Consider the following 23,037-nt stretch of genomic DNA (forward strand, 5'->3'; position numbering starts at 1 on the left):
CGGGAGGTGGTTTGATCGTCCGCCAGGGTGACGAGAATTTGATGTCTGCTCTCGGTAGAAAGCCGACATTGCTGCCTCTCCAAACCCAAAAAAGGCCCGCTTTCCTTCCGGAAGGCGGGCCTTTTATTTTCTGGCGTCGAGATCGCTCAGCCCTTTTCGGGCGGCGCTACCGTAATCCGAACCCGCTCCCCCGAATTGCCGGGAAAGTCGGTGAACATCGCTTCGACGAGGTTCGGGACCAGCGCCTGCAGATTATTGTCGCGCGACTGCGCCTCGGCATGGCCCTCGAACAGGCGCGAGCCGTCGGCGGCGCGGTTGATCTGCAGGTTCAGCCCGCTGGTGTAGACGGTGTAGCTCGACACGTCGTTATAGCCCCAGCCGGGACCGAAACCGCCCCACAGGAAGGGATCGCGATAGCCATAGACATAGCGCCGCCCGCCGCGGCCCGCGACGATCACCGGGCGATAGAAGCCGCGGCCGTAATAGCCGCCGTACCAGGGGTCGCCGAAACCGGGGCTCGACACGACGCGTTCGCGGCCCTTGTCGACCCCGTAATCCATGCGGACGACCAGGTCGGCGCGTTCGCCGTTCGCCGCGGGGCGATAGCCGTAACGCGTCAGTTCGCCCGCGACCATATTCGCATATTGGCCGAACTCGATGCCACCCTGCAGCGCGGGGTTGCTTGCCTCGACGACGAAGCTCTGGCCCTGCGGCGCGGGCAGTTGCGACTGGAAGCGCGCGACATCGGCCTTGAACGGGGTCGCGCAGCCCGCGAGCGCGAGTGCCGCGCCCGTCAGGACGGCCAGGCCCAGCCGCCGGAAATTGATCTTGCTCATCGTCTTGGCTCCGTGATTCGGTTGCGCGTTCACGCCGCGCTTTCATACCATAGACTATGCCGACGCGACTTAACCTTGGTTGAACCCGTTTCGTCGCACGGCGTTCCACGTACCGATATGGGGACGCGAAACGCCAAGACAAGAAATTTCGCCCTGAAACAATGCCGAAACCGCGCGCACAAGCGTCAGCGACAAAGCCCCAGTGCGGCATAGGCGGCGTCGAGCGTCGGCTTCGCGAGCGCACGCGCCTTCCCGGCGCCCTTGTCGAGGATCGCGTCGAGCGCGGCGGTATCGTCCTTGAGTGCGACGAAGCGCGCGTTGATCGGGCCCAGCTTTTCGATCAGCAATTCGCCGAGCGCGGGCTTGAACGCCCCGAACCCTTGCCCCGCATGGTCGCGCAGCACCGCATCGACGCTCGTATCGGCAAGCGCGGCATAGATGCCGACAAGGTTGCGCGCCTCGGGACGTCCCTCAAGCCCTTCGGCTTCGGACGGCAGCACCTCGGGATCGGTCTTCGCCTTGCGGATTTTCTGCATCATCGTGTCGGCATCGTCGGTCAGGTTGATGCGGCTCATGTCCGACGGGTCGGACTTGGACATCTTCGCGGCGCCGTCGCGCAGGCTCATGATACGCGCCATGCCCGCCGGGATGATCGGTTCGGGCAGCGTGAACACCGGTGCCGCTTCGCTGGCATAATCATTGTTGAATTTCTGCGCGATGTCGCGCGCGAGCTCGAGATGCTGCTTCTGGTCCTCGCCCACGGGGACGTGCGTCGTCTGATAGAGCAGCACGTCGGCCGCTTGCAGCACCGGGTAGGTATAGAGCGCCGCCGACGCGCTTTCGCGATTCTTGCCCGACTTGTCCTTGAACTGCGTCATGCGGTTGAGCCAGCCGAGCCGCGCGGTGCCGTTCAGCAGCCATTGCAGCTCGGCATGCGCGGGAACGCGCGCCTGATTGAAGAGGATCGAGCGGTCGGTGTCGATCCCGCAGGCGACCAGCGCGGCGGTCATCGCGCGCGTGTTGGCGGTCAGCTCGGCGGGCACATGCGGCATCGAGATCGCGTGCAGGTCGGCGAGGAAATAAAGCTTCTCGCCCTCCATCTCGTCCTGCATGCGCACCCAGTTGCGGATCGCGCCCAGATAATTGCCGAGGTGCAAATTTCCGGTGGGCTGGATGCCCGATAGCGTCCGCATGTCGATCGTCCCGTCTGAGGTTTAGAGTTGGCGTCGGCGCAGCTGGCCGACGGTGTCGCGATTGACCACGCCGAACAGCAAGGCGCAACCGAAGAATATGACCGCGCCCGTCGCGACGAGCGCGGCGAGCGCGACGATCCGTTCGAGCACGCCGCCGGTGAAGGCGCCGCCCGCCAGCGGGATCGCATAATGGAGCGCCGCCGCCATCGCCGCCGCGGCGAGGACGATGCGCGCGATTCGTCCCGCCACCTGCCCGGTCAGGCGGAACATTCCACTGCGGTGGAGGATGGCATAGAGCATCGCCACATTGCACCAGGCGGCGACCGACCCCGCCAGCGCAAGCCCCACGATGCCGAGCGGCGGGATCAGCAGCAGGTTGAGCGCGATGTTGACCGCCAGCGAAATCGCCGCGGTCCACACCGGCGTGCGCGTGTCCTTGCGCGCGAAGAAATTGGGGACGAGCACCTTGACCAGCACATAGGCGGGCAGGCCGACGACAAGCCCGCCGACGACCGCGCCGGTCGCAAGCCCGTCGGCGGCGCTATATTGCCCGCCGACGTAAAAGGCGCTGGTGATCGAGGGGCCCGCGACGAACAGCGCGACGGCGGCGGGCACCGTGAGCAGCATCGCCAGTTCGACCGCATTGCTCTGCAGCCGGAAGGCGCCGTCGCGATCGTCCTGTGCGACGAAGCGCGACAGCGCGGGCAGGATCGCCGTGCCGAGCGCGATGCCGATGATCCCGAGCGGCAGCTGGTTGAGCCGGTCGGCCATTGCCAGATAGGTGATGCTCTTGTCGGGCAGCGTCGCGATGAAGAAGAGGTCGATGAAGCGGCTGATCTGATAGACGCCGGCACCGAACACCGCGGGCAGGATCAGCGCACCCATTTCGCGCACGCCCGCCGTCAGCCGCGGTCGGCGCAACGCGGGGCGAAATCCCGACCGCCGTATCCAATAATAGAGCCAGGCGAGCTGGAACAGGCCCGACAGCGAGACCGAAATCGCCAGATAGAGCCCGGTTGCCGCCTTCGCCGCTTCGCCGCCGTCGCCGGTGGCGAGGCCGAGCAGCAGCGCACCGATCAGGCAGATGTTGAGCAGGATCGGCGCGGCGGCGGCGGCGGCGAAGCGCGACAGGCTGTTGAGAACCGCCGCGAACAAAGTCGCGACGCTCATGAAAGCCAGATAGGGAAAGGCGATCCGCGCCATCAGGACGGCAAGGTCGAAGGTTTCGCCGTCGGCCTGCAGCGCGTCGCTTGCGAACAGCCCCATCACCCACGGCATGACGATCAGCAGCAGCGCCGAAAAGACGATCAGCACCGGGATCAGCACCGCGAGCACCGCGTCGGCGAAGGCGCGCGCCTCGCCATGGTCGCCGTCCTTCGTCATCCGCTGGTTGAACAACGGGATGAAGGCGGCGGCGAATGCGCCTTCGGCGAACAGGCGGCGGAAAATATTGGGCAGCTGGAAGGCGAGCTGCCACGCGTCGGCGACGCCGCCGGCGCCGAGAATGCGACTGAGCAGCATGTCGCGCGCGAAGCCGAAAATGCGGCTGACCATCGTCAGGCCGCCGATCGTCCCCACGCTTTTGACGAGGCTGCTCAAGTCTTCAGCCCGCCCCGCTCAGGGGCTTATGCCTGGCCGACCGTGACTTCGCCGGCCGCTTCGGCCTGCGTCGCCTGCACCTGCTGCATGAACAGGCCGTGGAAATCGATCGGTTCGAGCAGCAGCGGCGGGAAACCGCCATCCTGCACCGCATCGGCGACGACGCGGCGCGCGAAGGGGAAGAGGATGCGCGGCGCTTCGGCAAGGAAGAAGGGCTGCAGTTGGTCGTCGGGGACGTTGCGGACGCCGAACAACCCGGCATATTTCAGGTCGATCACGAAGCTCGTGCCCTGTTCGGTCTTCGACGTCACGTCGATCTTCAGCGTCACTTCATACAGATTGTCGCCGACGCTGTCGGCGGCGATGTTGAACTGGACATCGACCTGCGGCGCTTCCTGCCACTGATAGACGGCGGGCGCGTTCGGATTTTCGAACGAAAGATCCTTCACATATTGCGAGATCAGGCCGATCGCCGGGCTCGTGTCTTCGCCGTTCGGCTGCAGGGCGGGATTGTTGAGGTCGGGGCTCGTTTCGTCGGCCATGATGAAAGGAACTTTCGCTAAAAGATGGAAACAATATCCGCATCCGCGCGGCTGTACGGAACCGCGGCGCACGGTTGCCGGGGCGCTTAGCAGCGCCCGGCAGCCAGCACAATGGCCGCCTGAGGGGTGCGCCGGTTGAGGGGGAATCGTTGACCTGCCCCGCCGGAGCGGTCATGGCTATTTGAAACTAGGCGGCGTATCGCCTATGTATCGACAGATATGTTTCTGCTCTCCGCATTGGACTTTTGCCCGTGACCGCTTTTTCGATCGTCCTGCTCGCCATGATCGCCGCCTTCCTCGGGATGCGGCTCTACTCGGTGCTCGGCAAGCGCACGGGGCATGAGCAAGAGCCCGTGTTGCCGCGCGAGCGCGCAGCCGCGACGCCGGTCCGCCTCGACGAAGGCGACGGCGCGCCGGCCGTGGTGCCCGCATCCGCCGACACGGCGGGGCTGGTCTATGAGCCCGGTGCCGAGGCCGGCCTGCGCCAGTTGCTCGCGACCGACCGGAATTTCGACGCCGGCCGCTTCATGGAAGGCGCCGAGGCGGCGTATCGCATGATCCTCGAGGCCTATTGGAAGGGCGACCGCGACACGCTGCGCGACCTCTGCGACGATGACAGCTACGACGCTTTCGTCGAAGCGATCGAAGCCCGCGAAGCGCGCGGCGAAACGTTGGAAAATCGCTTGATCGGTATCGATTCGGCCAAGATCACCGCAGTCGAGATGAGCCGCAGCGAAGCGCGCGTGACCGTGCGCTACCACGCCGACATCAGCGCGATCACACGCGATGCCGACGGCAAGCTGATCGCCGGGTCGATGAGCGACGCGGCACAGGCCGACGATCTCTGGACCTTCCGCCGCCAGATCGGCAGCAACGACCCCAATTGGGTGCTCGACGAAGCCGAATCGGCCTGATCGCATGATCCGGGCGGTGGGGGCGCCGCGCGCGCGGACTTTCGGATTCGCGCTGTTCGCCGCCCTGCCGCTGCTGTCGGGCTGCGCCTCGGTCGTGCCTGCGGCGGACGGCAGCCGCCCGGCGACAGCCACCCCCGCGCCATCGCGACCGGCCGGCACCCCGCGTCCCTATGTGCCGCGCCCGTCCGAGCGCCCCGGCGCCGCGGCGCAGCCGGTTCCCGCCACCCCGCGCGCGCCGCTTCCTGCCGCCGCGACCCCGGCCGAGGCAACGACCGCCGCCGCCAGCGGCGTGATCGCCGGTCCCGATTTCGCAACGCTCGGCGTGACCGCCGAGCAGGCGGCAGCCGCGCTTGCCGCTTTCCGCATCAGCTGCCCTTCGGTGCAGCGGCGCACCGATACGAGCGGCCTGACGTTGGGCGCCGACTGGGGCGAAAGCTGCAGCGCGGCGAAAAACTGGGCGGACAGTGACGCGCTGACCTTCTTCGCGCGCTATTTCGGCACGGTGCAGGTCGGCGCGGGCACCGCTTTCGTCACCGGCTATTACGAACCCGAAATCGCCGCTTCGCGGGACCAGCGGCCGGGTTATGACATCCCCATCTACCGCCGCCCAGCCGACCTCGTCGAAGTCGATCTCGGCCAGTTCGCCGACGACCTCAAGGGCCGCAAGATCCGCGGCCGAGTCGAGGACGGCAATTTTGTCCGCTATTACGACCGCACGGCGATCGAAAGCGGTGCGCTCGAGGGGCGCGGACTCGAAATCGCCTGGGCAGCCGACGCCGCCGAATTCTTCTTCCTGCAGGTGCAGGGCTCGGGCCGCCTGCGCCTGCCCGACGGCGGCGTCATGCGGATCGGCTACGACACGCAGAACGGCCGCGGCTATGTCGGCATCGGCAAGTTGCTGCTCGACCGCGGCGAATTACAGCGCGGGCAGGCATCGATGCAGGGCATCCTCGACTATCTGCGCGCCGATCCGGTGCGCGGCGCCGCGGTGATGAACGAGAACCCCAGCTGGGTCTTCTTCCGCGAACTCACCGGCCCTGGCCCGCTCGGCGCGCTCGGCGTGCCCGTGACCGGCCGCGCGAGCGTCGCCGCCGATCCCAAATATGTGCCGCTCGGCGCGCCCGTCTTCCTCTCGCTCGACCGCGCCGAACCGAACGGTCTGTGGGTGGCGCAGGACACCGGCGGCGCGATCAAGGGCGCCAACCGCTTCGACAGCTTTTGGGGCGCGGGCGAGGATGCGCGCGCGATCGCGGGCGGCATGGCGGCGCGCGGTTCGGCGCTGCTCCTGCTCCCGCGCGCGAGCATCGCGCGGCTGATCCCGGCGCCTTGATGTGCCGCGGCGCCTCGCTCCCGACGAAACGGCGCTGTGGAAAAAGGTCGCGGCAACGGTAACGCCGCTGCCGAGGCCGACGGCGCCGCTCGCCCCTGCGGCACCGCCGACCGTCAAGCCGCCCAAACCGACCCCGCGCGGCACCGCCGCGCCGGCCGCGGCACCGCGTCCCGCGGTGAAGCTTCCGCCGCCGCGGCGCGCGCACAGTCAGGCAACGCTCGACGGCCATTGGGACCGCCGCCTGAGGAAGGGGCTTGTCCGCCCCGACATGAGCATCGACCTTCACGGCCACAGCCTCGCTTCGGCTCAGGCCTTGCTCGACGATGCGATCGGGCGTGCGCTGCTGCGCGGCGCGCGCGTGCTGCTCGTCGTCGCGGGGCGGCTGCGTCCCGGCGCCGACCGCCTGCCGATGATGCACGGCGACCCGCGCCCGCGCGGTGCGATCCGCGCCTCGCTTCCCGACTGGCTTGCTTATTCGCCCTATGCCGACCAGATCGTCGCGCTCCGCCCCGCGCACATCAGCCACGGCGGCGGGGGGGCGGTCTATGTGATCCTGCGGCGATCCCGCGAGGATTAAAGGAAGGCGCGCATCAATATGCCGCGATAGATGGCGGTGAGCTTGTGCAGATCTTCGACCGCGACCGCCTCGTCGAGCTTGTGCATCGTCGCATTGGTCAGCCCGAATTCGACCACCGGGCACAGCGCATGGAGGAAGCGCGCATCCGATGTGCCGCCCGTCGTCGACATTTCGGGGCGCAAATCGGTCTCGGCATGGATGGCCTCGGCGACGAGTTCGGACAGCTCGCCCGGCGGGGTCAGAAAGGCTTCGCCCGAAATCTTGCCGAGCACCTTGGCCTCGGGTTCGACGTTGCGTGCGATCCGCTCGATCATCGCGACCAGGTCGGCGCCCTTGTGCCGGTCGTTGAAACGGATCGACAGCCGCGCGCGCGCCGAAGCGGGGATGACGTTGGTCGCGCCGTTGCCGACCTCGATGTCGGTGAATTCGATGTTCGACGGCTGGAACCAGTCGGTCCCCGCGTCGAGGCTCACCGAATCGATGTCCGACAATATCTTGACCAGCTTGGGGATCGGATTGTCGGCAAGGTGTGGATAGGCGACGTGCCCCTGCGTCCCCGGCACGTCGATCCAGATATTGACCGACCCGCGCCGCCCGATCTTCACCATGTCGCCGAGCCGGTTTACCGAGGTCGGCTCGCCGACGACGATCATGTCGGGCTTCACCCCGCGACCCTCCATATGCTCCATCAGCGCGCGCGTGCCGAAGATTGCGGGGCCTTCCTCGTCGCCGGTGATGATCAGGCTGATCGTGCCCGCGTCGATCGGCGTCGCGGCCGCGGCCGCCACGAAGGCCGCGATTGATCCCTTCATGTCGACCGCGCCGCGGCCATAGAGCAATTCGCCGCGGATCTCGGGCGCAAAGGCGTCGCCCGTCCAGCCGACGCCCGGCGGCACGACGTCGAGATGCCCGGCGAAACCGAAATGAACCGGCCCCTCGCCCGCGCGCACCGCGAGCAGATTTTCGACCGGCCCGTCTGGCTCGATGCCGTCGATGAACCGCTCGACCGTGAACCCCAGCGGGACCAGCGCCGCCTCCAGCGCGTCGAACACGGCACCGGTGGCGGGGGTGACGCTCGGTGCGGCAATCAGTGCCTTGGCGAGTTCGACGGGATCGACATGATGGGTCATGTCCGCCCCCTTACTCCTTCGTTCGCGTTCAAGTCGAGGCTTTGCATCGCCGCACCTTTGTGCGAAACAAAGAAGGAACAAAATACATGAGGACTGCCATGCCCAAGCTCGATCTCGACAGCATCCCGCAAACCAACACGACCGGCTATCCGCCGCCCTACGACGAACCCGTGCAAGGCCGCTGGTACCGCCGCCTCGCGCCGCCCACCGGCCTCAGCGATTTCGCCGCCAGTCATGTCGTGCTGAAACCCGGCGCCTGGTCGTCGCAGCGCCACTGGCACGACGGCGAGGACGAGATGCTCGTGATGATTTCGGGCGAGGCGGTGCTGGTCGAGGACGACGGCCGCTGGCCGATGCGCGCCGGCGATATCGCGGTCTGGCCCAAGGGCAGCACCAACGGCCATCATCTGATCAATGAATCGGACGCCGACTGCGTCTTCGTCGCGCTTGGCGGGGGCAAGGCGCACGACACCGGCGGCGGCTATTCGGACATCGACATGCTCTTCACGCCCGACGGTTATTTCCACAAGGACGGCACGCCCTATCCGACGTCGCGAATAGCTTGATCGGCGGAACTGCGGTGGCGGTTTCGGGGTGGAAGACGGCCGATCGCCTATCCCAGCTTCGTCATCCCGGACTTGATCCGGGATCCATGGCCGCGCCGTCGTCGTGGATCCCGGATCAAGTCCGGGATGACGATGAAAGCAAGGGCAACCCATGGTCGCACCACACCCCCGGGCCCAAGCTTTTATTCCCCTATGCTCCTAAGCAATTGCATATCGCGGCGGGAAGGCTTAACCGGCGGCGCATCGACCGTTTAGAGTCAAGACAGGGCTGATATGGCTGGCAACGAACCAAGCGCGCGTCCGCGCTCCCCGCATTTACAGGTGTATAAATGGACCCCCGCGATGGCGGTTTCCATCTTCCACCGCGTCAGTGGCGACGGTCTCGCGATCGTCGGCGGGCTGATGTTCCTCTGGTGGCTCGGCGCGCTCGCCGCCGGTCCCGACGCCTATGCGGCCTTTATCGCCTGCGTGTGGCACGACCCCAGCCCGGAGGTCGGGACTTTCCACCAGGTCACCAATATTCTCGGCAAGGTGGTGCTCGTCGGCCTGACCTGGGCCTTTTTTCAGCATCTCTTCTCGGGGCTGCGCCATTTCGTGCTCGACACCGGCGCGGGCTATGAGCTCAAGACCAACAAGCTCTGGTCTATCCTTGTTTTCGTCGGGTCGGTAACGGCGACCGCCGCCGTCTGGCTCGCTGTCTTTGCGGAGGCGCTCAATGGGTAACGGAACGCGTCTCGGCCGCGTGCGCGGGCTCGGCTCGTCGCACCATGGCTCGCATCACTGGATCCAGCAGCGCCTGACCGCGCTTGGCAACGTCCTGCTCGTCACCTGGTTCGTCGTCTCGATGTTCCGCCTGCCGCTCGGCGATCATGGCGCCGTGCTGCGCTGGGCCTCCGACCCGATGGTCGCGCTCGCGCTGATCCTGATGGTCGTCAGCGTCTTCTGGCACCTGCGGCTCGGCTTGCAGGTGATGATCGAGGACTATGTCCACGGCGAGGCGACGCGGATCCTGTCGCTCGTCCTGTTGAACTTCTACGCGATCGGCGGCGCCGCCTACGGCATCTTCGCCATTGTCCGTATCGCGCTTGCGCCCGCCGCCGGGCTCGCTCCTGGGGGCATGTAAGATGACCGAAGCCTACAAGATCATCGACCATATCTATGACACCGTCGTCGTCGGCGCCGGCGGCTCGGGCCTCCGCGCGACGATGGGCAGCGCCGAAGCGGGCCTCAAGACCGCCTGCATCACCAAGGTGTTCCCGACGCGCAGCCACACCGTCGCGGCGCAGGGCGGCATCGCCGCCAGCCTCGGCAACAATTCGCCCGACCATTGGCAATGGCATATGTACGACACCGTCAAGGGCTCCGACTGGCTCGGCGACCAGGACGCGATCGAATATATGGTGCGCGAGGCGCCGAACGCGGTCTACGAACTCGAACATGCAGGCGTGCCGTTCAGCCGCAACGCCGACGGCACCATCTATCAGCGCCCGTTCGGCGGCCATATGCAGAATATGGGCGAAGGCCCGCCGGTGCAGCGCACCTGCGCCGCCGCCGACCGCACCGGCCACGCGATGCTCCACGCGCTCTATCAGCAGTCGCTGAAATATGACGCGGACTTCTTCATCGAATATTTCGCGCTCGACCTGATCATGGAAAATGGCGCCAATGGCCCCGAATGCCGGGGCGTGATCGCGCTGTGCATGGAGGATGGCAGCATCCACCGCTTCCGCAGCCAGGCGGTGGTGCTCGCGACGGGCGGTTATGGCCGCTGCTATTTCACCGCGACGTCGGCGCATACCTGCACCGGCGACGGCGGCGGCATGGTGCTGCGCGCCGGCCTGCCCTTGCAGGACATGGAATTCGTCCAGTTTCACCCGACCGGCATCTATGGCGCAGGCGTGCTGATCACCGAAGGCGCGCGCGGCGAGGGCGGTTACCTCACCAACAGCGAAGGCGAGCGCTTCATGGAGCGTTACGCCCCGTCGGCGAAGGATCTGGCGTCGCGCGACGTCGTCTCGCGCTCGATGGCGCTCGAAATCCGCGAGGGCCGCGGCGTCGGGCCGCACAACGACCATATCTACCTGCACCTCGATCATATCGATCCCGCGGTGCTCGCCGAGCGCCTGCCCGGAATCACCGAGAGCGGCAAGATTTTCGCCGGCGTCGATCTGACGCGCCAGCCGCTGCCCGTCGTGCCGACGGTTCATTACAATATGGGCGGCATCCCCTGTAACTATCATGGCGAAGTCGTCACGCTCGGCAAGGATGGGCCCGACACGGTCGTCCCCGGCCTGTTCGCGGTCGGCGAAGCCGCGTGCGTTTCGGTGCATGGCGCGAACCGTTTGGGCTCGAACAGCCTGATCGACCTCGTTGTCTTTGGCCGCGCGACGGGCCATCGCCTGAAGGAAATCCTGACCCCCGGCGCGGCGCAGCAGCCGCTGCCCAAGGACAGCGCCGACCTCGCGCTCGCGCGTCTCGACCATTTCCGCAACGCCAATGGCGGATCGCCGACCGCGGAAATACGCACCGAGATGCAGCGCGCGATGTCCGCCCACGCCGCGGTGTTCCGCACCGACGAACTGATGGCCGAGGGCAAGGAAAAGCTCACCAAGACCTATCAACGCATGAACGACGTCCATGTCACCGACCGCAGCCTGATCTGGAACACCGATCTCGTCGAAACGCTCGAACTCGATAACCTTATCAGCCAGGCGACGGTGACGATGCACTCGGCGTTCAACCGCAAGGAAAGCCGCGGCGCCCACGCGCACGAGGATTTCCCGAACCGCGACGATGCGACCTGGATGAAGCATACGGTGGCATGGTTCGAAGGCTGGGGCGGCAAGGGTGGCGGCGTCCGCCTCGATTACCGCCCGGTCCACGAATATACGCTGTCCGACGACGTCGACTATATCAAGCCGAAGGCGCGGGTCTATTGATCCGCGCCGGGGCGTCGGCCGGCATCAATCGCCGAACAGGCTGCGCACCGGGTTGATGTCGGAAAAGGGCACGTCGACGTCCTTGCCCATCAGCCACAATTTCTGGCACGCGATGGCGAAGAACATCAGCGCGATGGTCCAGACGATGAACGTCTTGCGCGCGATCCAGCGGCGCTCGGCCTCTTCGGCCGCGGCGCGCGCCTTGTAGTCGACACCCAGCTCGCCCTCGAATTCGGCGACAAGCTGCGCGCGGCGGGTACGCGAAATATTCGCGATACTCGCGTCCCCTTCTTCGCGTTTTGATCCGCGTTTCGCCATTGCTCCACCTTGGCCCCAGCTAGTCCTGCCTCCGTCCATAGCGCCTTGCCCCTGCCAATTGGTTAATCCGCCGCTATCGGCTCGTCGCAATTCCGATCAGCTTGATGCGTGCCGTCGCGCCGCGAAGCAGCGTCAAATCGCGCGGGGGCCGGCCGAGCGCGGCAGCGAGCAGGCGCAGCACCGCCTCGTTCGCGGCGCCGTCAGCCGGCGGTGATGTGACGCGGACTTGCACGCTTTCGCCCTCGATGCGGATCTCGTCGCGGTTCGCACCGGGCGTGACGCGCACCTCGATCCGCCCCGATGCGGCGCGCGCGCGAAGCGCATCGGCCAGCGCGGGGTCGGGGCGATATTTCAGACGGTGACGACCAGCTTGCCGACCGCGGTCCGGTCGCCGAGCTTGGCGATCGCCTTGCCACCGTCTGCGAGCGCATAGGTGCCGGTAACGCGCGGCTTGATCTTGCCCTGTTCCCACAGCTGGAACAGCCGCGCGATATTGGCACGATTGCGCACCGGTTCGCGCGCGACGAAGGCGCCCCAGAACACGCCTGCGACGTCGCAGCTCTTGAGCAGGGTCAGGTTCAGCGGCAGGCGCGGGATGCCGGCGGGGAAGCCGACGACGAGATAGCGTCCCTCCCACGCGATCGAGCGCAGCGCGGGCTCGGCATAATCGCCGCCGACCGCGTCATAGACCAGGTTGGCGCCATTCGGGCCGACGGCTTCCTTGAACTTGTTCGCGAGTTCCTTCGACTGGTCCTTGTCGAACGGCTGGCGCCCATAGACGACGACCTCGTCGGCACCGGCCTGGCGCGCGATCTCGCCCTTTTCTTCGCTCGACACGCCCGCGACGACGCGCGCACCGAACGCCTTGCCCAGCTCAACCGCGGCAATGCCGACCCCGCCCGATGCGCCGAGGACCAGCAAGGTATCGCCTTCCTTGATATGGCCGCGATCGACGAGCGCGTGAATGCTGGTGCCATAGGTCATGAGCAGCGATGCGCCCTCGGCGAAATCATGGCCCTCGGGCAAATGATAGACATTGTGGACGCCGACCGCGACGGCTTCGGACATGCCGCCGTTGCCGCAACCCGCGATCACCCGGTCGCCGACCTTGAACTCGGTCACGCCCTCGCCGATCTCCGCGACCAGCCCCGCGACTTCGCCGCCGGGGGCAAAGGGGCGTTCGGGTTTGAACTGATATTTATCCTCGATGATCAGCACGTCGGGAAAGTTGACCGCACAGGCCTTCACATCGATCACGATCTGGCCCTTGCCCGCCGTCGGGCGCGGCAGTTCGCCGAGCGTCAGCGTTTCGGGGCCGCCGGTTGCGGTCGACAAGAGAGCCTTCATCATCTTCTCCTCTTTATGATATTTTTTCGGTCTTACGCGGCGGGCCGCATCCATGGACGATCCGCATCGAGCTGTCGTTCATAGGCGCCGATCGCGGCATCGCTCTTTTCGGTCAGCGAAATCTCGTCGAGCCCTTCGAGCAGGCACATCTTGCGGAACGGGTCGATGTCGAAGCTGAAACGATCCTGAAACTGCGTCGTTACCGTCTGATGCTCAAGGTCGACGAAGACCGGATCGGTGGCCGCGACTTCCATCAATCGATCTATCGCCGCCTGCGGCAATACGACGGGCAGGATGCCGTTCTTCACCGCATTGCCCGAGAAAATGTCCGAATAGCTGGGCGCGATCACAACGCGGATGCCAAGATCGCCGAGCGCCCAAGCGGCATGCTCGCGGCTCGACCCGCACCCGAAATTGTCGCCCGCGATCAGGATCGGCGCGCCCTTGAAATCGGCGCTGTCGAACAGATTATCGGGATCGGCGCGCAGCGATTCGAACGCCCCGCGTCCCATGCCCTCGCGCGTCGTCGTCTTCAGCCAATGCGCGGGGATGATCACGTCGGTATCGACATTCTTGAGCCCGAACGGAATCGCGCGGCCTTCGACCTTGTCGAGCGGGGTCATGCCATGAGCTCCCGCACGTCGGTGAGCTTGCCCGTCACCGCCGCCGCCGCCGCCATCGCCGGACTGACGAGGTGCGTGCGCGCGCCAGGGCCCTGGCGACCGACGAAATTTCGGTTGCTGGTCGAGGCGCAGCGTTCGCCGGCGGGGACCTTGTCGGGGTTCATCGCAAGGCACGCCGAACAGCCGGGTTCGCGCCATTCGAGCCCCGCGTCGATGAAGATGCGATCGAGCCCCTCGGCCTCGGCCTGCGCCTTTACCAACCCGCTGCCGGGCACGACGATTGCCCATCTGACATTGTCGGCCTTGTGGCGACCCTTGATCACCGCGGCGGCGGCGCGCATGTCCTCGATGCGGCTGTTGGTGCAGCTGCCGATGAAGATATTTTCGACCGCGACATCCTGCATCCGTGTGCCGGGGGTGAGGCCCATATATGCGAGCGATTTCGCGGCGGCGGCCTGTTTCGACGGATCGGCAAAGCTCGCGGGGTCGGGGACGATGCCGGTGATCGGCACGACGTCCTCGGGGCTCGTGCCCCAGGTCACGCTCGGCGCGATATCGGCGGCGTCGATCACCACAACTTTGTCATAGGTCGCGCCCGGATCGGTCGCGAGGCTTTTCCAGTACGCGACCGCATCGTCCCAGTCGGCGCCCTTCGGCGCATAGGGCCGGCCCTTCAGGTAAGCGAAGGTCGTCTCGTCGGGCGCGATCAGTCCGGCGCGCGCGCCGCCCTCGATCGCCATGTTGCTGACGGTCAAACGGCCCTCGACCGACAGCGCGCGGATCGCGCTGCCGGTATATTCGATGACATGGCCGGTACCGCCCGCGGCGCCGATCACGCCGGTGATGTGGAGGATGATGTCCTTCGCGCTGACACCGGGGCCGACGTCGCCCTCGACGCGCACTTCCATCGTCTTCGCGGGTTGGAGCAGCAGGGTCTGCGTCGCGAGCACATGCTCGACTTCGCTCGTCCCGATACCGAAGGCGAGCGCGCCGATGCCGCCGTGGCACGCGGTGTGGCTGTCGCCGCAGACGATCGTCGTGCCGGGCAGCGAAAAGCCCTGCTCGGGCCCGACGACATGGACGATGCCCTGCTCGGGCGCGACCGCGTCGATGTAGCGGATGCCATATTCGGGCGCGTTCTTCTCGAGCGCCGCCAATTGCGCGGCGCTTTCGGGGTCGGCGATCGGCAGCTTGTTGCCCGCCGCGTCGAGCCGCGCGGTCGTCGGCACATTATGGTCGGGCACCGCGAGCGTCAGGTCGGGGCGGCGCACCGTGCGCCCGCTTGCGCGAAGCCCCGCAAACGCCTGCGGGCTGGTGACTTCATGGACGAGGTGGCGGTCGATGAAGATCAGAGCGGTGCCATCGGGGCGCTGTTCGACGACATGCGCGTCCCAGATTTTCTCATAAAGCGTGCGGGGCCGAGTCATGCGGCTCACTTACGCCTGCGGCATAACTTTGCAAGCCGGTGGCGATCAAAAACGCAATTTTCGGTCGCAATGGTGGTCGACGAGCGGAGTGTGGCCTCACGCATGCAACGCGCCTATAATCGCCCCATGTCGATGCTCGCCATCATTGCCCTCATCCTCGCCACCGTCGTGGCGATGGAATTTGTCGCCTGGGCGAGCCACAAATATATCATGCACGGTTTCGGCTGGGCCTGGCACCGCGACCATCACGAGCCGCATGATAAACTGCTGGAAAAGAACGACCTGTTCGCGATCTTCGGCGCCGCGCTCAGCATCTCGATGTTCGCGCTCGGCAGTCCGATGATCCTCGGCGCGGCGGCGTGGGAGCCGGGGACGTGGATCGGGCTCGGCATCCTTTTTTACGGCATCATCTATACGCTGGTTCACGACGGCCTCGTCCACCAGCGCTATTTCAAATGGGTTCCGCGGCGCGGCTATGCCAAGCGGCTGGTGCAGGCGCACAAGCTCCACCATGCGACGATCGGCAAGGAAGGCGGGGTGAGCTTCGGCTTCGTGCTCGCGCGCGACCCGGCGAAGCTGAAGGCCGAACTGAAGGCGCAGCGCGAGGCAGGCGTGGCGGTGGTGCGGGAGGCTATCGCCGACTGACACTTGTCATTGCGAGGAGCCGAAGGCGACGCGGCAATCTCCCGGCTTTCCTTCTTGCGCGCGGCCCCTGGCTGGAGATTGCTTCGCTTCGCACGCAATGACGGAGTCTGGACTATCTAGCTGTTTCGATAGTCCGCCGTAATCACTCCCGCCGCCATCAGCTCCGCCTCGTGGCTTTCCTCGCGCCATTCCTCGATCAGCGCCTGCCGCTCCCACTCCGGCATCGCCGGATGCGCGAGCATATGGCGGGTCCACGCCTGTCCGGCGCCGACGTCGAGGCCATAAGTGCGAATACGGAACGCGACCGGCGCGAAGAAGGCGTCGACCGCCGAGAAATCGGCACCCGCCAGCCACGGGCCGCCGAACGTCGCCAGCCCTTCCTCGAACAGCTCGCGGAGGCGCGTCACATTGCCCTTTAGCGCATCCGACATCGGCTTCGGCGTTACCCGCACCCCCACATTCATCGTGCAATCGTTGCGAAGCGCCGAAAAGCCGCTGTGCATCTCGGCGACCGCGCATTGGGCCCAGGCCCGCGCATCGGGCTCTGCCGGCCACACGCTGTCGTGCCGGTCGGCGAGATAGAGCGCGATGCCGAGCGAATCATATATGGTGCGCCCTTCGTGGACGAGCGCCGGGACCTGGCCGGTCGGCGAAAAGCTGCGGAAAGCGTCATAATTCACCGGCTTGGCAAAGGGCTCGATCCGGTCCTCGAACGCGATGCCGAGCCCCTGCATCAGCATCCACGGGCGCAGCGACCAGCTCGAATAATTGCGGTTGGCGGTGATCAGCACATACATGCGTCGCGCTCCTGGGCGATAATGGGGGAGGTGTAGTCGGGATCATGCGCGAAGGGCAGGTCGGTGCCGTCGCGCAATGCCGCGAGCACGCTGCCGAAGTCGCTCTTGGCGCGCCAGCCGAAGCGCCGCTCGGCGCGCGACGGGTCGTAGACGCGGTCGATGATATCGGGAAGCACCCAGCCTTTCGTGGCGTATAGCGCGGCGGCGTCGGGGTACTGGCGCGCGATCACTGCGCGCGCGTCGCGGGCAAGCTCTTCGGCGTCTTCGCGTGCAAAGGGCGGCGGCGCGGAGAGAATGAAGGTGTCGCAGCCGATCTGCGGCGCCGCCTCGAGCGCGGCGAGATGCGCCCCCGCGGCATCCTCGACCGTCAGGCGGCGGTTCAGCAGCTCGTTGGCCTTGAGATTTTCGCCGCTCGGGGTCGCGTGGGTGTCGTCATCCTCGGGAAAGAAGCGGCCGGTGCGCAGGATCGCCACGTTGATGCCATGCTCGCGGTGGACCAGCTTGACGGCCTGTTCGGCGGCGAGCTTGGTGATGCCATAGATGTTGCGCGGTTCGACGGGCGCGAAATCCTCGTCCATCCACCATGCGCCCTTTACGCCTGCGCCCGCGCGAACATCGGCGCGTACCATCAGCGAAGTCGTCGAGGTGAAGAGGAAACGATCGTTGCCCGCCGCGACCGCCGCCTCGATCAGGTTCAGCGTGCCCGTCACATTGACGTCGACGAAAGCCTGCCGCGGATAGCGCACGATATCGGGCTTGTGCAGCGCGCCGCCATGGATCACCGCCTCGATCCCGTGCTCGCCCATCACGCGCTCGATCAGCGCGCGGTCGGCGACGGTGCCGATCACATCGGTATGCGCGCCGGGCACGACGTCGAGCCCGGTGATGCGATGGCCATGCTCGACCAGCAACGGGGCTAGAGTGCGGCCGAGCCAGCCCGACGACCCGGTCAATAGCACGCGCATCGATCATTCTCCTCCCGCCTGTGTGGACGCGCGCCTGATACACAGGCGCCGGGCGCGGGAGCAAGGGGCGTTACCCTTTGGGAGCCTCGGCAACCGGCTTGGTCGCGACGGCCGTGCGCTTCGCCGGCGGCAGCTCGCCGAGATCGAGCCAGCGTGCATCTTCCCGCCGGTGATAGCTGTCGAGCGCCGCGAACGGGATGCGGAAGGGGAATCCCCAATCGCTGTTCCACAGCGCGACAACGCCCGTCCGCGTCGCGGGTTCGAAAATCATCGTGGCGCGATAGCCCGCGACCGCGCCCGAATGGCCCGCGAGCCGGTAGCCGTCATAAGTGAAGCTCCGCCAGCCGAGGCCATAGCCCGCGTCACCCGTCGCCTGGCGCAGGGCGCCGCCATAGAGGCGCGCCGTGCCGACGCGGGGGCGATGGGCCAGTTCCAGCACCGGTGCCGGCAGCACGTCGGGGCGGCTGCCCATCATCGCCTGCATCCATTTGGCGAAATCGACGATGTCGCTTTCGACCCCGGCGGCGGCGGGAACGCGCCAATACGCCTCCTTGACCGGGCGGACCTGCGCGCCGCGGTGCGGCCTCGCCCAATCCTTCGCGCCCGTCAGCCGCGCCATCCCGTAACCCGCGCTGACCATGCCGAGCGGGCGGAAAAACCGGTCCTCGACCGCGTTGGAGAAAGGCTCGTTCGCGGCCCGTCCCAATATCTCGCTCGCGGCATCGAAGGCGATATTCTGATAGGTGTGGCAGGTGCCAGGTTCGCATTGCAGCGGTGCGAGCGCCAGGCTCGCGCGCAGCAGCTCGGGGCTCTGCCCCTCCTCCAGTTTCTCGTCATAGGCGTTTTTGGTAAGGCCGGTGCGCTGCGCGAGCAGATCGCCCACCGTGACGCGTTCTTCCGCTCCTCCGGGCAAGCGCAGCGACGTGCGCCAGCGCGAAATCGGACGATTGAGGTCGACGGCGCCGTCCTTCGCCAGCGCGGCCGCGAGCGCGCCCGTGGCGGTCTTGGAGACCGAGGCCCAGCGAAACAGCGTCTGCGGCGTTACCGGCGCGCCGGTCGCGGCATCGGCGAAGCCATAGGTGCGCAGGAAACGCAATTCGCCGTCTTCGACGACCGCCACGGCCAGCCCTGCCATTTCGGGTCGCTGCGACAGGTCGGCGAGTTGCCGGTCGAACGCGCGATAGTCGATCCGGCCGCGCCATTCGGCGGGCGTGTCGGGCAGGTTTTCAGCGGCCTGGATCGGGATCGGGACGCTGGCAAGGGGCTGGCTGTCGCCAAAGGCGTGAATGCCGAACCAGCCGGCCGATCCCAGTGCGGCGATAGCGACGAGGCAGGCAAGGACCCGCTTCATTGACCCGTGTTTAGATGGCGACCTCATAATTGGCCGTTGTCTTAGCCGCGACTTCGTCCGCCGTCACCCCCGGTGCGAGCTCGATCAGCTTGAACGGGCTGTCGTGATCCTCGCGCTTGAACACCGCGAGGTCGGTGATGATCATATCGACGACATTCTTGCCGGTCAGCGGCAGCGTGCATTCGGGAATGAATTTGGGGCTGCCGTCCTTGGCATTATGCTCCATCACGACGATGATCTTCTTGACCCCGGCGACGAGGTCCATCGCGCCGCCCATGCCCTTGATCATCTTGCCCGGGATCATCCAGTTGGCGATGTCGCCATTTTCGGCGATCTCCATCGCGCCCAATACGGTGAGGTCGATATGCCCGCCGCGAATCATCGCGAAACTGTCGGCAGAAGAGAAATAGGCCGACTGTGGCAATTCGCTGATCGTCTGCTTGCCGGCGTTGATCAGGTCGGCGTCCTCGTCGCCCTCGAGCGGGAAGGGACCGATGCCGAGCATGCCGTTTTCGGACTGAAGCGTCACCGTCATCCCCGCCGGGATATGGTTCGCGACCAAAGTCGGGATGCCGATACCAAGGTTGACGTAATAGCCGTCCTGCAGTTCCTTCGCGGCGCGCGCCGCCATGTCATCACGCGTCCAGCTCATTGGCTTGGCTCCCATTGCTTGTCGGAGGGGAAGGCGTCGCCCCAGCCCAGTTTTTCCCACGGGCCGTAGACGGGGTTGGGGAAAAGGAACCAGCCCTTGTCCCAGAGTGCGGTGGCACCCGCGCTGGTCGCGAGCGCCATGCGCTGCGCGGCGGGCAGGTCCTTGACGTTGAACTGCTGGCTGAAATCGCCGAGCTGGTCGCCGGCAAGGATGATCACGCAGTAACGCGATGCGATCGTCGCGCGGCGTCCATCCTTGCTCGACCCGCCGGCATCGTCGCCCATCAGGAACAGGGTCTCGCCATGCTTGAACTCGCCAAGCCCGGCGGCGCGGAGCGTATCTTCGCTGCCCTTGGCATTGGCGGCGCTGCGATTGGTGTTGGCGATGACGGTGATTCCCGCGGCGCGCAGCTTGCTCACCATCTCGACCGTGCCGGGCATCGCGACCGCCTTGCCCGCGCCCGTTTTTTCCCACTGGTCCCATACCTTGAGATCGAAGCCGGTGCGCTTCTCGGCGAAATAGCGCATGGGGCCGAGGTTCCAGATCAAAGTCTCGTCGGCGTCGAACACCGCGGCGAAGGGCTTGTTGCCGCACGGCTCGAACGTCGGGGCGTCCATCGTCGCTCCCGCCGCCAGCACGACGCTGTCCTTCGGGCGCGCCTTGATCCGCCACGCGCCATAGTTCGCGATGCGCGCATTGGTGGCGCCCACAGCAACGGCGGCTTCGGGCGAGCCATAGAGATATTGCAGCGGGGCCGGCGGTTTGGCGGTTTCGACCGGCGCAGCGGCTGGCGGCGGAGCGGGCGCCGTGGTCACTTCTGCCGGCGCGCTCGCGCAGCCGCCGAGCAGTAGCGCCGCAGCAAGCGGGAGCGCGCGCATCACGCCGCCTCGCGCGGGCGCGTGGTGCGGAATTCGATCTTCTTGTCGTACGGCGCGCCGAGGACGAGGCGCTTCACATAGATGCCGGGCAGGTGGATGCAGTCGGGGTCGAGGCTGCCGGTGGGCACGATTTCCTCGACCTCGGCGACGCAGATTTTCGCCGCGGTCGCCATCGGCTGGTTGAAGTTGCGCGCGGTCTTGCGGAAGATCAAATTGCCGCTCTCGTCGGCCTTCCACCCCTTGATGATCGCGAGGTCGGCAAAGATGCCGCGTTCGAGGATATAATCCTGCCCGTCGAAGCTTTTCACCTCCTTGCCCTCGGCAACGAGGGTGCCGACGCCGGTCTTGGTGTAGAAGCCGGGAATGCCCGCTCCGCCCGCGCGGCAGCGCTCGGCGAGCGTGCCCTGCGGGCAGAATTCGACCTCGAGCTCGCCCGCCAGATACTGCCGCTCGAACTCCTTGTTTTCGCCGACATAGCTGCTGATCATCTTCTTGACCTGCCTGGTGCGAAGCAGCTTGCCGAGCCCTTCGCCATCGATCCCGGCGTTGTTGCTCGCGATCGTCAGATCCTTGGTGCCCGCGTCGCGGATCGCGTCGATCAGCCGTTCGGGGATGCCGCACAGGCCGAAACCGCCGGCGCAAATCTGCATGCCGTCAAACAGCAGGCCTTCGAGGGCGGCGGCGGCGTCGGGATATTGCTTCTTCCCCATGGGACGGCTCTCCTGAATGTTTCGTGCGCGACCTTGGCGCATTTGATCCATCAATTCTAATTGTTCGATTTTTGGATTATACATACACGATGTCTATCAATCGCGTCTCGCTCTATCATCTCGAAACCTTGCTGTGGATCGACCGGCTCGGCACCTTTTCGGCCGCGGCCGAGCGGCTGAACACCACCCAGCCGACGGTATCGGCGCGGATGCGCGAACTCGAACAGCGTCTCGGCACGGCGCTGTTCCGCCGCGAAGGGCGCGCAATGTCGCTCACCGCGGCGGGGCGCAAGCTGGTGCGCGATTGCGATCCCTTGCTACGCGACATGCAGGTCGCGCTGCTCGGCAGCGGCGGCTATGGCGAGGCGAGCGGGGTGGTGCGGATCGGCGCGGGGGAGATCGCCGCGGCGAGCTGCCTTCCCGCCTTCGTCGCGGGATTGAAGGCCGATATGCCCGGCGTCGGTCTCGAAATCGAAATCGACCTCACCGCGAACCTGATCCAGCAACTGCTCACCGGGCGCACCGACATCGCTTTCGCGGCGGGGCCGATCGCGCATCCGGCGCTGAAAACGAGCCCGATCGGCGCGGTCGAACTGGTGTGGCTTGCCAGCCCCGCGGTCGCCTCGGCTTTTGCCGGCGGAGAAGCGACGCTTCCGGTCTGGTCGCTCGCCAGCCATTCGCCGATCCACGGCCGGATGCGCGACGCGATCGCGGCGTCGCGAATCGCGCAAAAATCGCTCAACCTCTGCAACAACGCGCGCACGATGATCGACATCGCGAAGGCGGGCGGCGGGATCGGCATCTTTCCGCGGCCGATGGTGCGCAGCGAAGTCGCGAGCGGCGCGCTGGCGCTGATCGACGCCATGCCCGCGCTCGCGCCGGTCGAATTCCACGTCGCGATGCGCGTAGCCGACACCGAGCCGGTGCTCACACGGATTTTCGAGCGCGCGGCAAAGCTGAACCTCGCCAAGGCACTCAACTGAACCGGGCGGGGTTCCCGGCCAACGGCTCGCGTCGCACCCCTAAGCCGGTGCTCCCGTCACGCCGCCTTCTTCGTCTTGGGGGCCGGCGTCTTGGGCTTGTAGCGGCAAAGGTCATCGACCGGACAGCGCCAGCATTCGGGGGTGCGCGCCTTGCAGGTGTAGCGGCCGTGGAGGATCAGCCAGTGGTGCGCGCCGACGCGGAAGGGCGCCGGGGTTTCCTTCTCCAGCTTCTTTTCGACCGCGAGCACCGTCTTGCCGGGGGCGAGGCCGGTGCGGTTGCCGACGCGGAAAATATGCGTGTCGACCGCAAAGGTTTCCGCCCCGAAGGCGCAGTTCATCACCACATTGGCGGTCTTGCGCCCGACGCCGGGCAGCTCGACGAGCGTGTCGCGGTCGGCGGGCACCTCGCCGCCATGGTCGCGGACGAGGATTTCGCTGAGGGCGATGACATTCTTCGCCTTGGCGTTGAACAGCCCGATCGTCTTGATGTGCTGCTTGAGGCCGTCTTCGCCGAGCTCCATCATCGCCTGCGGGGTCTTCACCTCCTGAAACAGCCGACGCGTCGCCTTGTTCACCCCGACGTCGGTCGCCTGCGCCGAAAGCACGACCGCGACGAGCAGCTGATAGGTGTTGCCGAACTCCAGCTCGGTCTCGGGACTGGGGTTCAGCTCGGCGAGACGGCGATAGAATTCGAAAATGTCGGACTTCTTCATCG

Annotated in this window: 26 protein-coding genes; 9 read left to right on the forward strand and 17 right to left on the reverse strand. The window is 66.3% G+C overall.

What is annotated here, in order from left to right; all coding sequences use genetic code 11:
- Positions 1-146: 146 nt before the first annotated feature.
- The 4 genes from HDC29_RS12965 to secB all read right to left on the reverse strand — a co-directional run bounded on the left by HDC29_RS12965 (position 147) and on the right by secB (position 4,170).
- Complete coding sequence (locus tag HDC29_RS12965; RefSeq protein WP_179498177.1) at positions 147-836, reverse strand: DUF4136 domain-containing protein; 690 nt, start codon at positions 834-836, stop codon at positions 147-149.
- Between the two features lie 185 nt (positions 837-1,021).
- Positions 1,022-2,029 carry a tryptophan--tRNA ligase gene (gene trpS, locus HDC29_RS12970; RefSeq protein ID WP_179498179.1) on the reverse strand — a complete coding sequence of 336 codons (1,008 nt, stop codon included), beginning with the start codon at positions 2,027-2,029 and terminating at the stop codon, positions 1,022-1,024.
- Positions 2,030-2,050: 21 nt separating this feature from the next.
- Positions 2,051-3,628: a murein biosynthesis integral membrane protein MurJ gene (gene murJ / locus HDC29_RS12975; RefSeq protein ID WP_179498181.1), complete on the reverse strand. Its 1,578-nt coding sequence runs from the start codon at positions 3,626-3,628 to the stop codon at positions 2,051-2,053.
- Between the two features lie 26 nt (positions 3,629-3,654).
- The gene (gene secB, locus HDC29_RS12980) at positions 3,655-4,170 is read right to left on the reverse strand and encodes a protein-export chaperone SecB (protein ID WP_179498183.1); all 516 of its coding nucleotides are present in this window, start codon (positions 4,168-4,170) and stop codon (positions 3,655-3,657) included.
- Positions 4,171-4,421: 251 nt separating this feature from the next.
- Here secB and HDC29_RS12985 point away from each other — a divergent pair, with 251 nt between their 5' ends.
- The 3 genes from HDC29_RS12985 to HDC29_RS12995 are packed head-to-tail and all read left to right on the forward strand — an operon-like array spanning position 4,422 to position 6,991.
- Positions 4,422-5,084, forward strand: coding sequence for a Tim44/TimA family putative adaptor protein (locus HDC29_RS12985; RefSeq protein ID WP_179498185.1), 663 nt, complete (start codon positions 4,422-4,424; stop codon positions 5,082-5,084).
- Between the two features lie 4 nt (positions 5,085-5,088).
- Positions 5,089-6,414: a murein transglycosylase A gene (locus HDC29_RS12990; protein ID WP_179498187.1), complete on the forward strand. Its 1,326-nt coding sequence runs from the start codon at positions 5,089-5,091 to the stop codon at positions 6,412-6,414.
- Between the two features lies 1 nt (position 6,415).
- The gene (locus tag HDC29_RS12995; RefSeq protein ID WP_179498189.1) at positions 6,416-6,991 is read left to right on the forward strand and encodes a Smr/MutS family protein; all 576 of its coding nucleotides are present in this window, start codon (positions 6,416-6,418) and stop codon (positions 6,989-6,991) included.
- Here HDC29_RS12995 and dapE read toward each other — a convergent pair.
- Positions 6,988-8,121, reverse strand: coding sequence for a succinyl-diaminopimelate desuccinylase (gene dapE / locus HDC29_RS13000; RefSeq protein ID WP_179498191.1), 1,134 nt, complete (start codon positions 8,119-8,121; stop codon positions 6,988-6,990). The two genes, HDC29_RS12995 and dapE, sit on opposite strands and share 4 nt — an antisense overlap.
- Positions 8,122-8,219: 98 nt before the next feature.
- On the opposite strand from dapE, the gene HDC29_RS13005 reads away from it, so the two are divergent.
- From HDC29_RS13005 to sdhA, 4 genes are all read left to right on the forward strand, one after another.
- Positions 8,220-8,687, forward strand: coding sequence for a cupin domain-containing protein (locus tag HDC29_RS13005; RefSeq protein ID WP_179498903.1), 468 nt, complete (start codon positions 8,220-8,222; stop codon positions 8,685-8,687).
- A gap of 273 nt (positions 8,688-8,960) precedes the next feature.
- Positions 8,961-9,410, forward strand: coding sequence for a succinate dehydrogenase, cytochrome b556 subunit (gene sdhC, locus HDC29_RS13010; RefSeq protein ID WP_179498193.1), 450 nt, complete (start codon positions 8,961-8,963; stop codon positions 9,408-9,410).
- On the forward strand, positions 9,403-9,810 hold the full coding sequence (gene sdhD / locus HDC29_RS13015) for a succinate dehydrogenase, hydrophobic membrane anchor protein (RefSeq protein WP_179498195.1): 408 nt from the start codon (positions 9,403-9,405) through the stop codon (positions 9,808-9,810). Before sdhC ends, sdhD begins: the two co-directional genes overlap by 8 nt.
- 1 nt (position 9,811) lies before the next feature.
- Complete coding sequence (gene sdhA / locus HDC29_RS13020) at positions 9,812-11,626, forward strand: succinate dehydrogenase flavoprotein subunit (protein WP_179498197.1); 1,815 nt, start codon at positions 9,812-9,814, stop codon at positions 11,624-11,626.
- 24 nt (positions 11,627-11,650) lie between these two features.
- On the opposite strand, the gene HDC29_RS13025 is transcribed toward sdhA, so the two are convergent.
- The 5 genes from HDC29_RS13025 to leuC all read right to left on the reverse strand — a co-directional run bounded on the left by HDC29_RS13025 (position 11,651) and on the right by leuC (position 15,341).
- Positions 11,651-11,944, reverse strand: coding sequence for a hypothetical protein (locus HDC29_RS13025; protein ID WP_179498199.1), 294 nt, complete (start codon positions 11,942-11,944; stop codon positions 11,651-11,653).
- Between the two features lie 73 nt (positions 11,945-12,017).
- A complete protein-coding gene (locus HDC29_RS13030) occupies positions 12,018-12,230 on the reverse strand; it encodes a DUF167 domain-containing protein (RefSeq protein WP_373562803.1) in 213 nt (70 codons plus the stop codon).
- A gap of 65 nt (positions 12,231-12,295) precedes the next feature.
- Positions 12,296-13,291, reverse strand: coding sequence for an NADPH:quinone oxidoreductase family protein (locus HDC29_RS13035; protein ID WP_179498905.1), 996 nt, complete (start codon positions 13,289-13,291; stop codon positions 12,296-12,298).
- 32 nt (positions 13,292-13,323) lie between these two features.
- Positions 13,324-13,914, reverse strand: a complete 591-nt coding sequence (gene leuD, locus HDC29_RS13040; protein WP_179498201.1) for a 3-isopropylmalate dehydratase small subunit — start codon at positions 13,912-13,914, stop codon at positions 13,324-13,326.
- Complete coding sequence (gene leuC / locus HDC29_RS13045; protein WP_179498203.1) at positions 13,911-15,341, reverse strand: 3-isopropylmalate dehydratase large subunit; 1,431 nt, start codon at positions 15,339-15,341, stop codon at positions 13,911-13,913. Before leuC ends, leuD begins: the two co-directional genes overlap by 4 nt.
- 126 nt (positions 15,342-15,467) lie before the next feature.
- Here leuC and HDC29_RS13050 point away from each other — a divergent pair, with 126 nt between their 5' ends.
- The gene (locus tag HDC29_RS13050; RefSeq protein ID WP_179498909.1) at positions 15,468-15,986 is read left to right on the forward strand and encodes a sterol desaturase family protein; all 519 of its coding nucleotides are present in this window, start codon (positions 15,468-15,470) and stop codon (positions 15,984-15,986) included.
- Between the two features lie 116 nt (positions 15,987-16,102).
- On the opposite strand, the gene HDC29_RS13055 is transcribed toward HDC29_RS13050, so the two are convergent.
- From HDC29_RS13055 to HDC29_RS13080, 6 genes are all read right to left on the reverse strand, one after another.
- Positions 16,103-16,783: a glutathione S-transferase family protein gene (locus tag HDC29_RS13055; RefSeq protein ID WP_179498205.1), complete on the reverse strand. Its 681-nt coding sequence runs from the start codon at positions 16,781-16,783 to the stop codon at positions 16,103-16,105.
- Positions 16,771-17,748 (reverse strand): NAD(P)-dependent oxidoreductase, encoded by a 978-nt coding sequence (locus HDC29_RS13060; protein ID WP_179498207.1) that lies wholly within the window; start codon positions 17,746-17,748, stop codon positions 16,771-16,773. The genes HDC29_RS13055 and HDC29_RS13060 overlap by 13 nt, the downstream gene beginning before the upstream one ends.
- Before the next feature lie 70 nt (positions 17,749-17,818).
- The gene (locus tag HDC29_RS13065) at positions 17,819-19,099 is read right to left on the reverse strand and encodes a serine hydrolase (RefSeq protein ID WP_179498209.1); all 1,281 of its coding nucleotides are present in this window, start codon (positions 19,097-19,099) and stop codon (positions 17,819-17,821) included.
- Between the two features lie 10 nt (positions 19,100-19,109).
- Positions 19,110-19,751 (reverse strand): CoA transferase subunit B, encoded by a 642-nt coding sequence (locus tag HDC29_RS13070; protein ID WP_179498211.1) that lies wholly within the window; start codon positions 19,749-19,751, stop codon positions 19,110-19,112.
- A complete protein-coding gene (locus HDC29_RS13075) occupies positions 19,748-20,629 on the reverse strand; it encodes an HAD family acid phosphatase (RefSeq protein ID WP_179498213.1) in 882 nt (293 codons plus the stop codon). The genes HDC29_RS13070 and HDC29_RS13075 overlap by 4 nt, the downstream gene beginning before the upstream one ends.
- Entirely contained in the window at positions 20,629-21,339 is a 711-nt protein-coding gene (locus tag HDC29_RS13080) for a CoA transferase subunit A (RefSeq protein WP_179498216.1), read from the reverse strand. Before HDC29_RS13080 ends, HDC29_RS13075 begins: the two co-directional genes overlap by 1 nt.
- Before the next feature lie 89 nt (positions 21,340-21,428).
- On the opposite strand from HDC29_RS13080, the gene HDC29_RS13085 reads away from it, so the two are divergent.
- The gene (locus tag HDC29_RS13085; protein WP_179498218.1) at positions 21,429-22,322 is read left to right on the forward strand and encodes a LysR family transcriptional regulator; all 894 of its coding nucleotides are present in this window, start codon (positions 21,429-21,431) and stop codon (positions 22,320-22,322) included.
- 56 nt (positions 22,323-22,378) lie between these two features.
- On the opposite strand, the gene nth is transcribed toward HDC29_RS13085, so the two are convergent.
- Positions 22,379-23,035 (reverse strand): endonuclease III, encoded by a 657-nt coding sequence (nth, locus tag HDC29_RS13090; protein ID WP_179498220.1) that lies wholly within the window; start codon positions 23,033-23,035, stop codon positions 22,379-22,381.
- Positions 23,036-23,037 lie beyond the last annotated feature (2 nt).

Origin of the sequence: Sphingopyxis sp. JAI108 (genome assembly GCF_013410105.1) — a bacterium.
GTDB lineage: Bacteria > Pseudomonadota > Alphaproteobacteria > Sphingomonadales > Sphingomonadaceae > Sphingopyxis > Sphingopyxis chilensis.

What these genes read in the sequence shown, in the direction of transcription:
- HDC29_RS12965 (WP_179498177.1), bottom strand. Translation starts at nt 836, where the DNA reads ATGAGCAAGATCAATTTCCGGCGGCTGGGCCTGGCCGTCCTGACGGGC.
- trpS (WP_179498179.1), bottom strand. Translation starts at nt 2,029, where the DNA reads ATGCGGACGCTATCGGGCATCCAGCCCACCGGAAATTTGCACCTCGGC.
- secB (WP_179498183.1), bottom strand. Translation starts at nt 4,170, where the DNA reads ATGGCCGACGAAACGAGCCCCGACCTCAACAATCCCGCCCTGCAGCCG.
- HDC29_RS12990 (WP_179498187.1), top strand. Translation starts at nt 5,089, where the DNA reads ATGATCCGGGCGGTGGGGGCGCCGCGCGCGCGGACTTTCGGATTCGCG.
- dapE (WP_179498191.1), bottom strand. Translation starts at nt 8,121, where the DNA reads ATGACCCATCATGTCGATCCCGTCGAACTCGCCAAGGCACTGATTGCC.
- HDC29_RS13005 (WP_179498903.1), top strand. Translation starts at nt 8,220, where the DNA reads ATGCCCAAGCTCGATCTCGACAGCATCCCGCAAACCAACACGACCGGC.
- sdhC (WP_179498193.1), top strand. Translation starts at nt 8,961, where the DNA reads ATGGCTGGCAACGAACCAAGCGCGCGTCCGCGCTCCCCGCATTTACAG.
- sdhD (WP_179498195.1), top strand. Translation starts at nt 9,403, where the DNA reads ATGGGTAACGGAACGCGTCTCGGCCGCGTGCGCGGGCTCGGCTCGTCG.
- sdhA (WP_179498197.1), top strand. Translation starts at nt 9,812, where the DNA reads ATGACCGAAGCCTACAAGATCATCGACCATATCTATGACACCGTCGTC.
- HDC29_RS13025 (WP_179498199.1), bottom strand. Translation starts at nt 11,944, where the DNA reads ATGGCGAAACGCGGATCAAAACGCGAAGAAGGGGACGCGAGTATCGCG.
- HDC29_RS13035 (WP_179498905.1), bottom strand. Translation starts at nt 13,291, where the DNA reads ATGAAGGCTCTCTTGTCGACCGCAACCGGCGGCCCCGAAACGCTGACG.
- leuD (WP_179498201.1), bottom strand. Translation starts at nt 13,914, where the DNA reads ATGACCCCGCTCGACAAGGTCGAAGGCCGCGCGATTCCGTTCGGGCTC.
- leuC (WP_179498203.1), bottom strand. Translation starts at nt 15,341, where the DNA reads ATGACTCGGCCCCGCACGCTTTATGAGAAAATCTGGGACGCGCATGTC.
- HDC29_RS13050 (WP_179498909.1), top strand. Translation starts at nt 15,468, where the DNA reads ATGTCGATGCTCGCCATCATTGCCCTCATCCTCGCCACCGTCGTGGCG.
- HDC29_RS13055 (WP_179498205.1), bottom strand. Translation starts at nt 16,783, where the DNA reads ATGTATGTGCTGATCACCGCCAACCGCAATTATTCGAGCTGGTCGCTG.
- HDC29_RS13060 (WP_179498207.1), bottom strand. Translation starts at nt 17,748, where the DNA reads ATGCGCGTGCTATTGACCGGGTCGTCGGGCTGGCTCGGCCGCACTCTA.
- HDC29_RS13065 (WP_179498209.1), bottom strand. Translation starts at nt 19,099, where the DNA reads ATGAAGCGGGTCCTTGCCTGCCTCGTCGCTATCGCCGCACTGGGATCG.
- HDC29_RS13070 (WP_179498211.1), bottom strand. Translation starts at nt 19,751, where the DNA reads ATGAGCTGGACGCGTGATGACATGGCGGCGCGCGCCGCGAAGGAACTG.
- HDC29_RS13075 (WP_179498213.1), bottom strand. Translation starts at nt 20,629, where the DNA reads ATGCGCGCGCTCCCGCTTGCTGCGGCGCTACTGCTCGGCGGCTGCGCG.
- HDC29_RS13080 (WP_179498216.1), bottom strand. Translation starts at nt 21,339, where the DNA reads ATGGGGAAGAAGCAATATCCCGACGCCGCCGCCGCCCTCGAAGGCCTG.
- HDC29_RS13085 (WP_179498218.1), top strand. Translation starts at nt 21,429, where the DNA reads ATGTCTATCAATCGCGTCTCGCTCTATCATCTCGAAACCTTGCTGTGG.
- nth (WP_179498220.1), bottom strand. Translation starts at nt 23,035, where the DNA reads ATGAAGAAGTCCGACATTTTCGAATTCTATCGCCGTCTCGCCGAGCTG.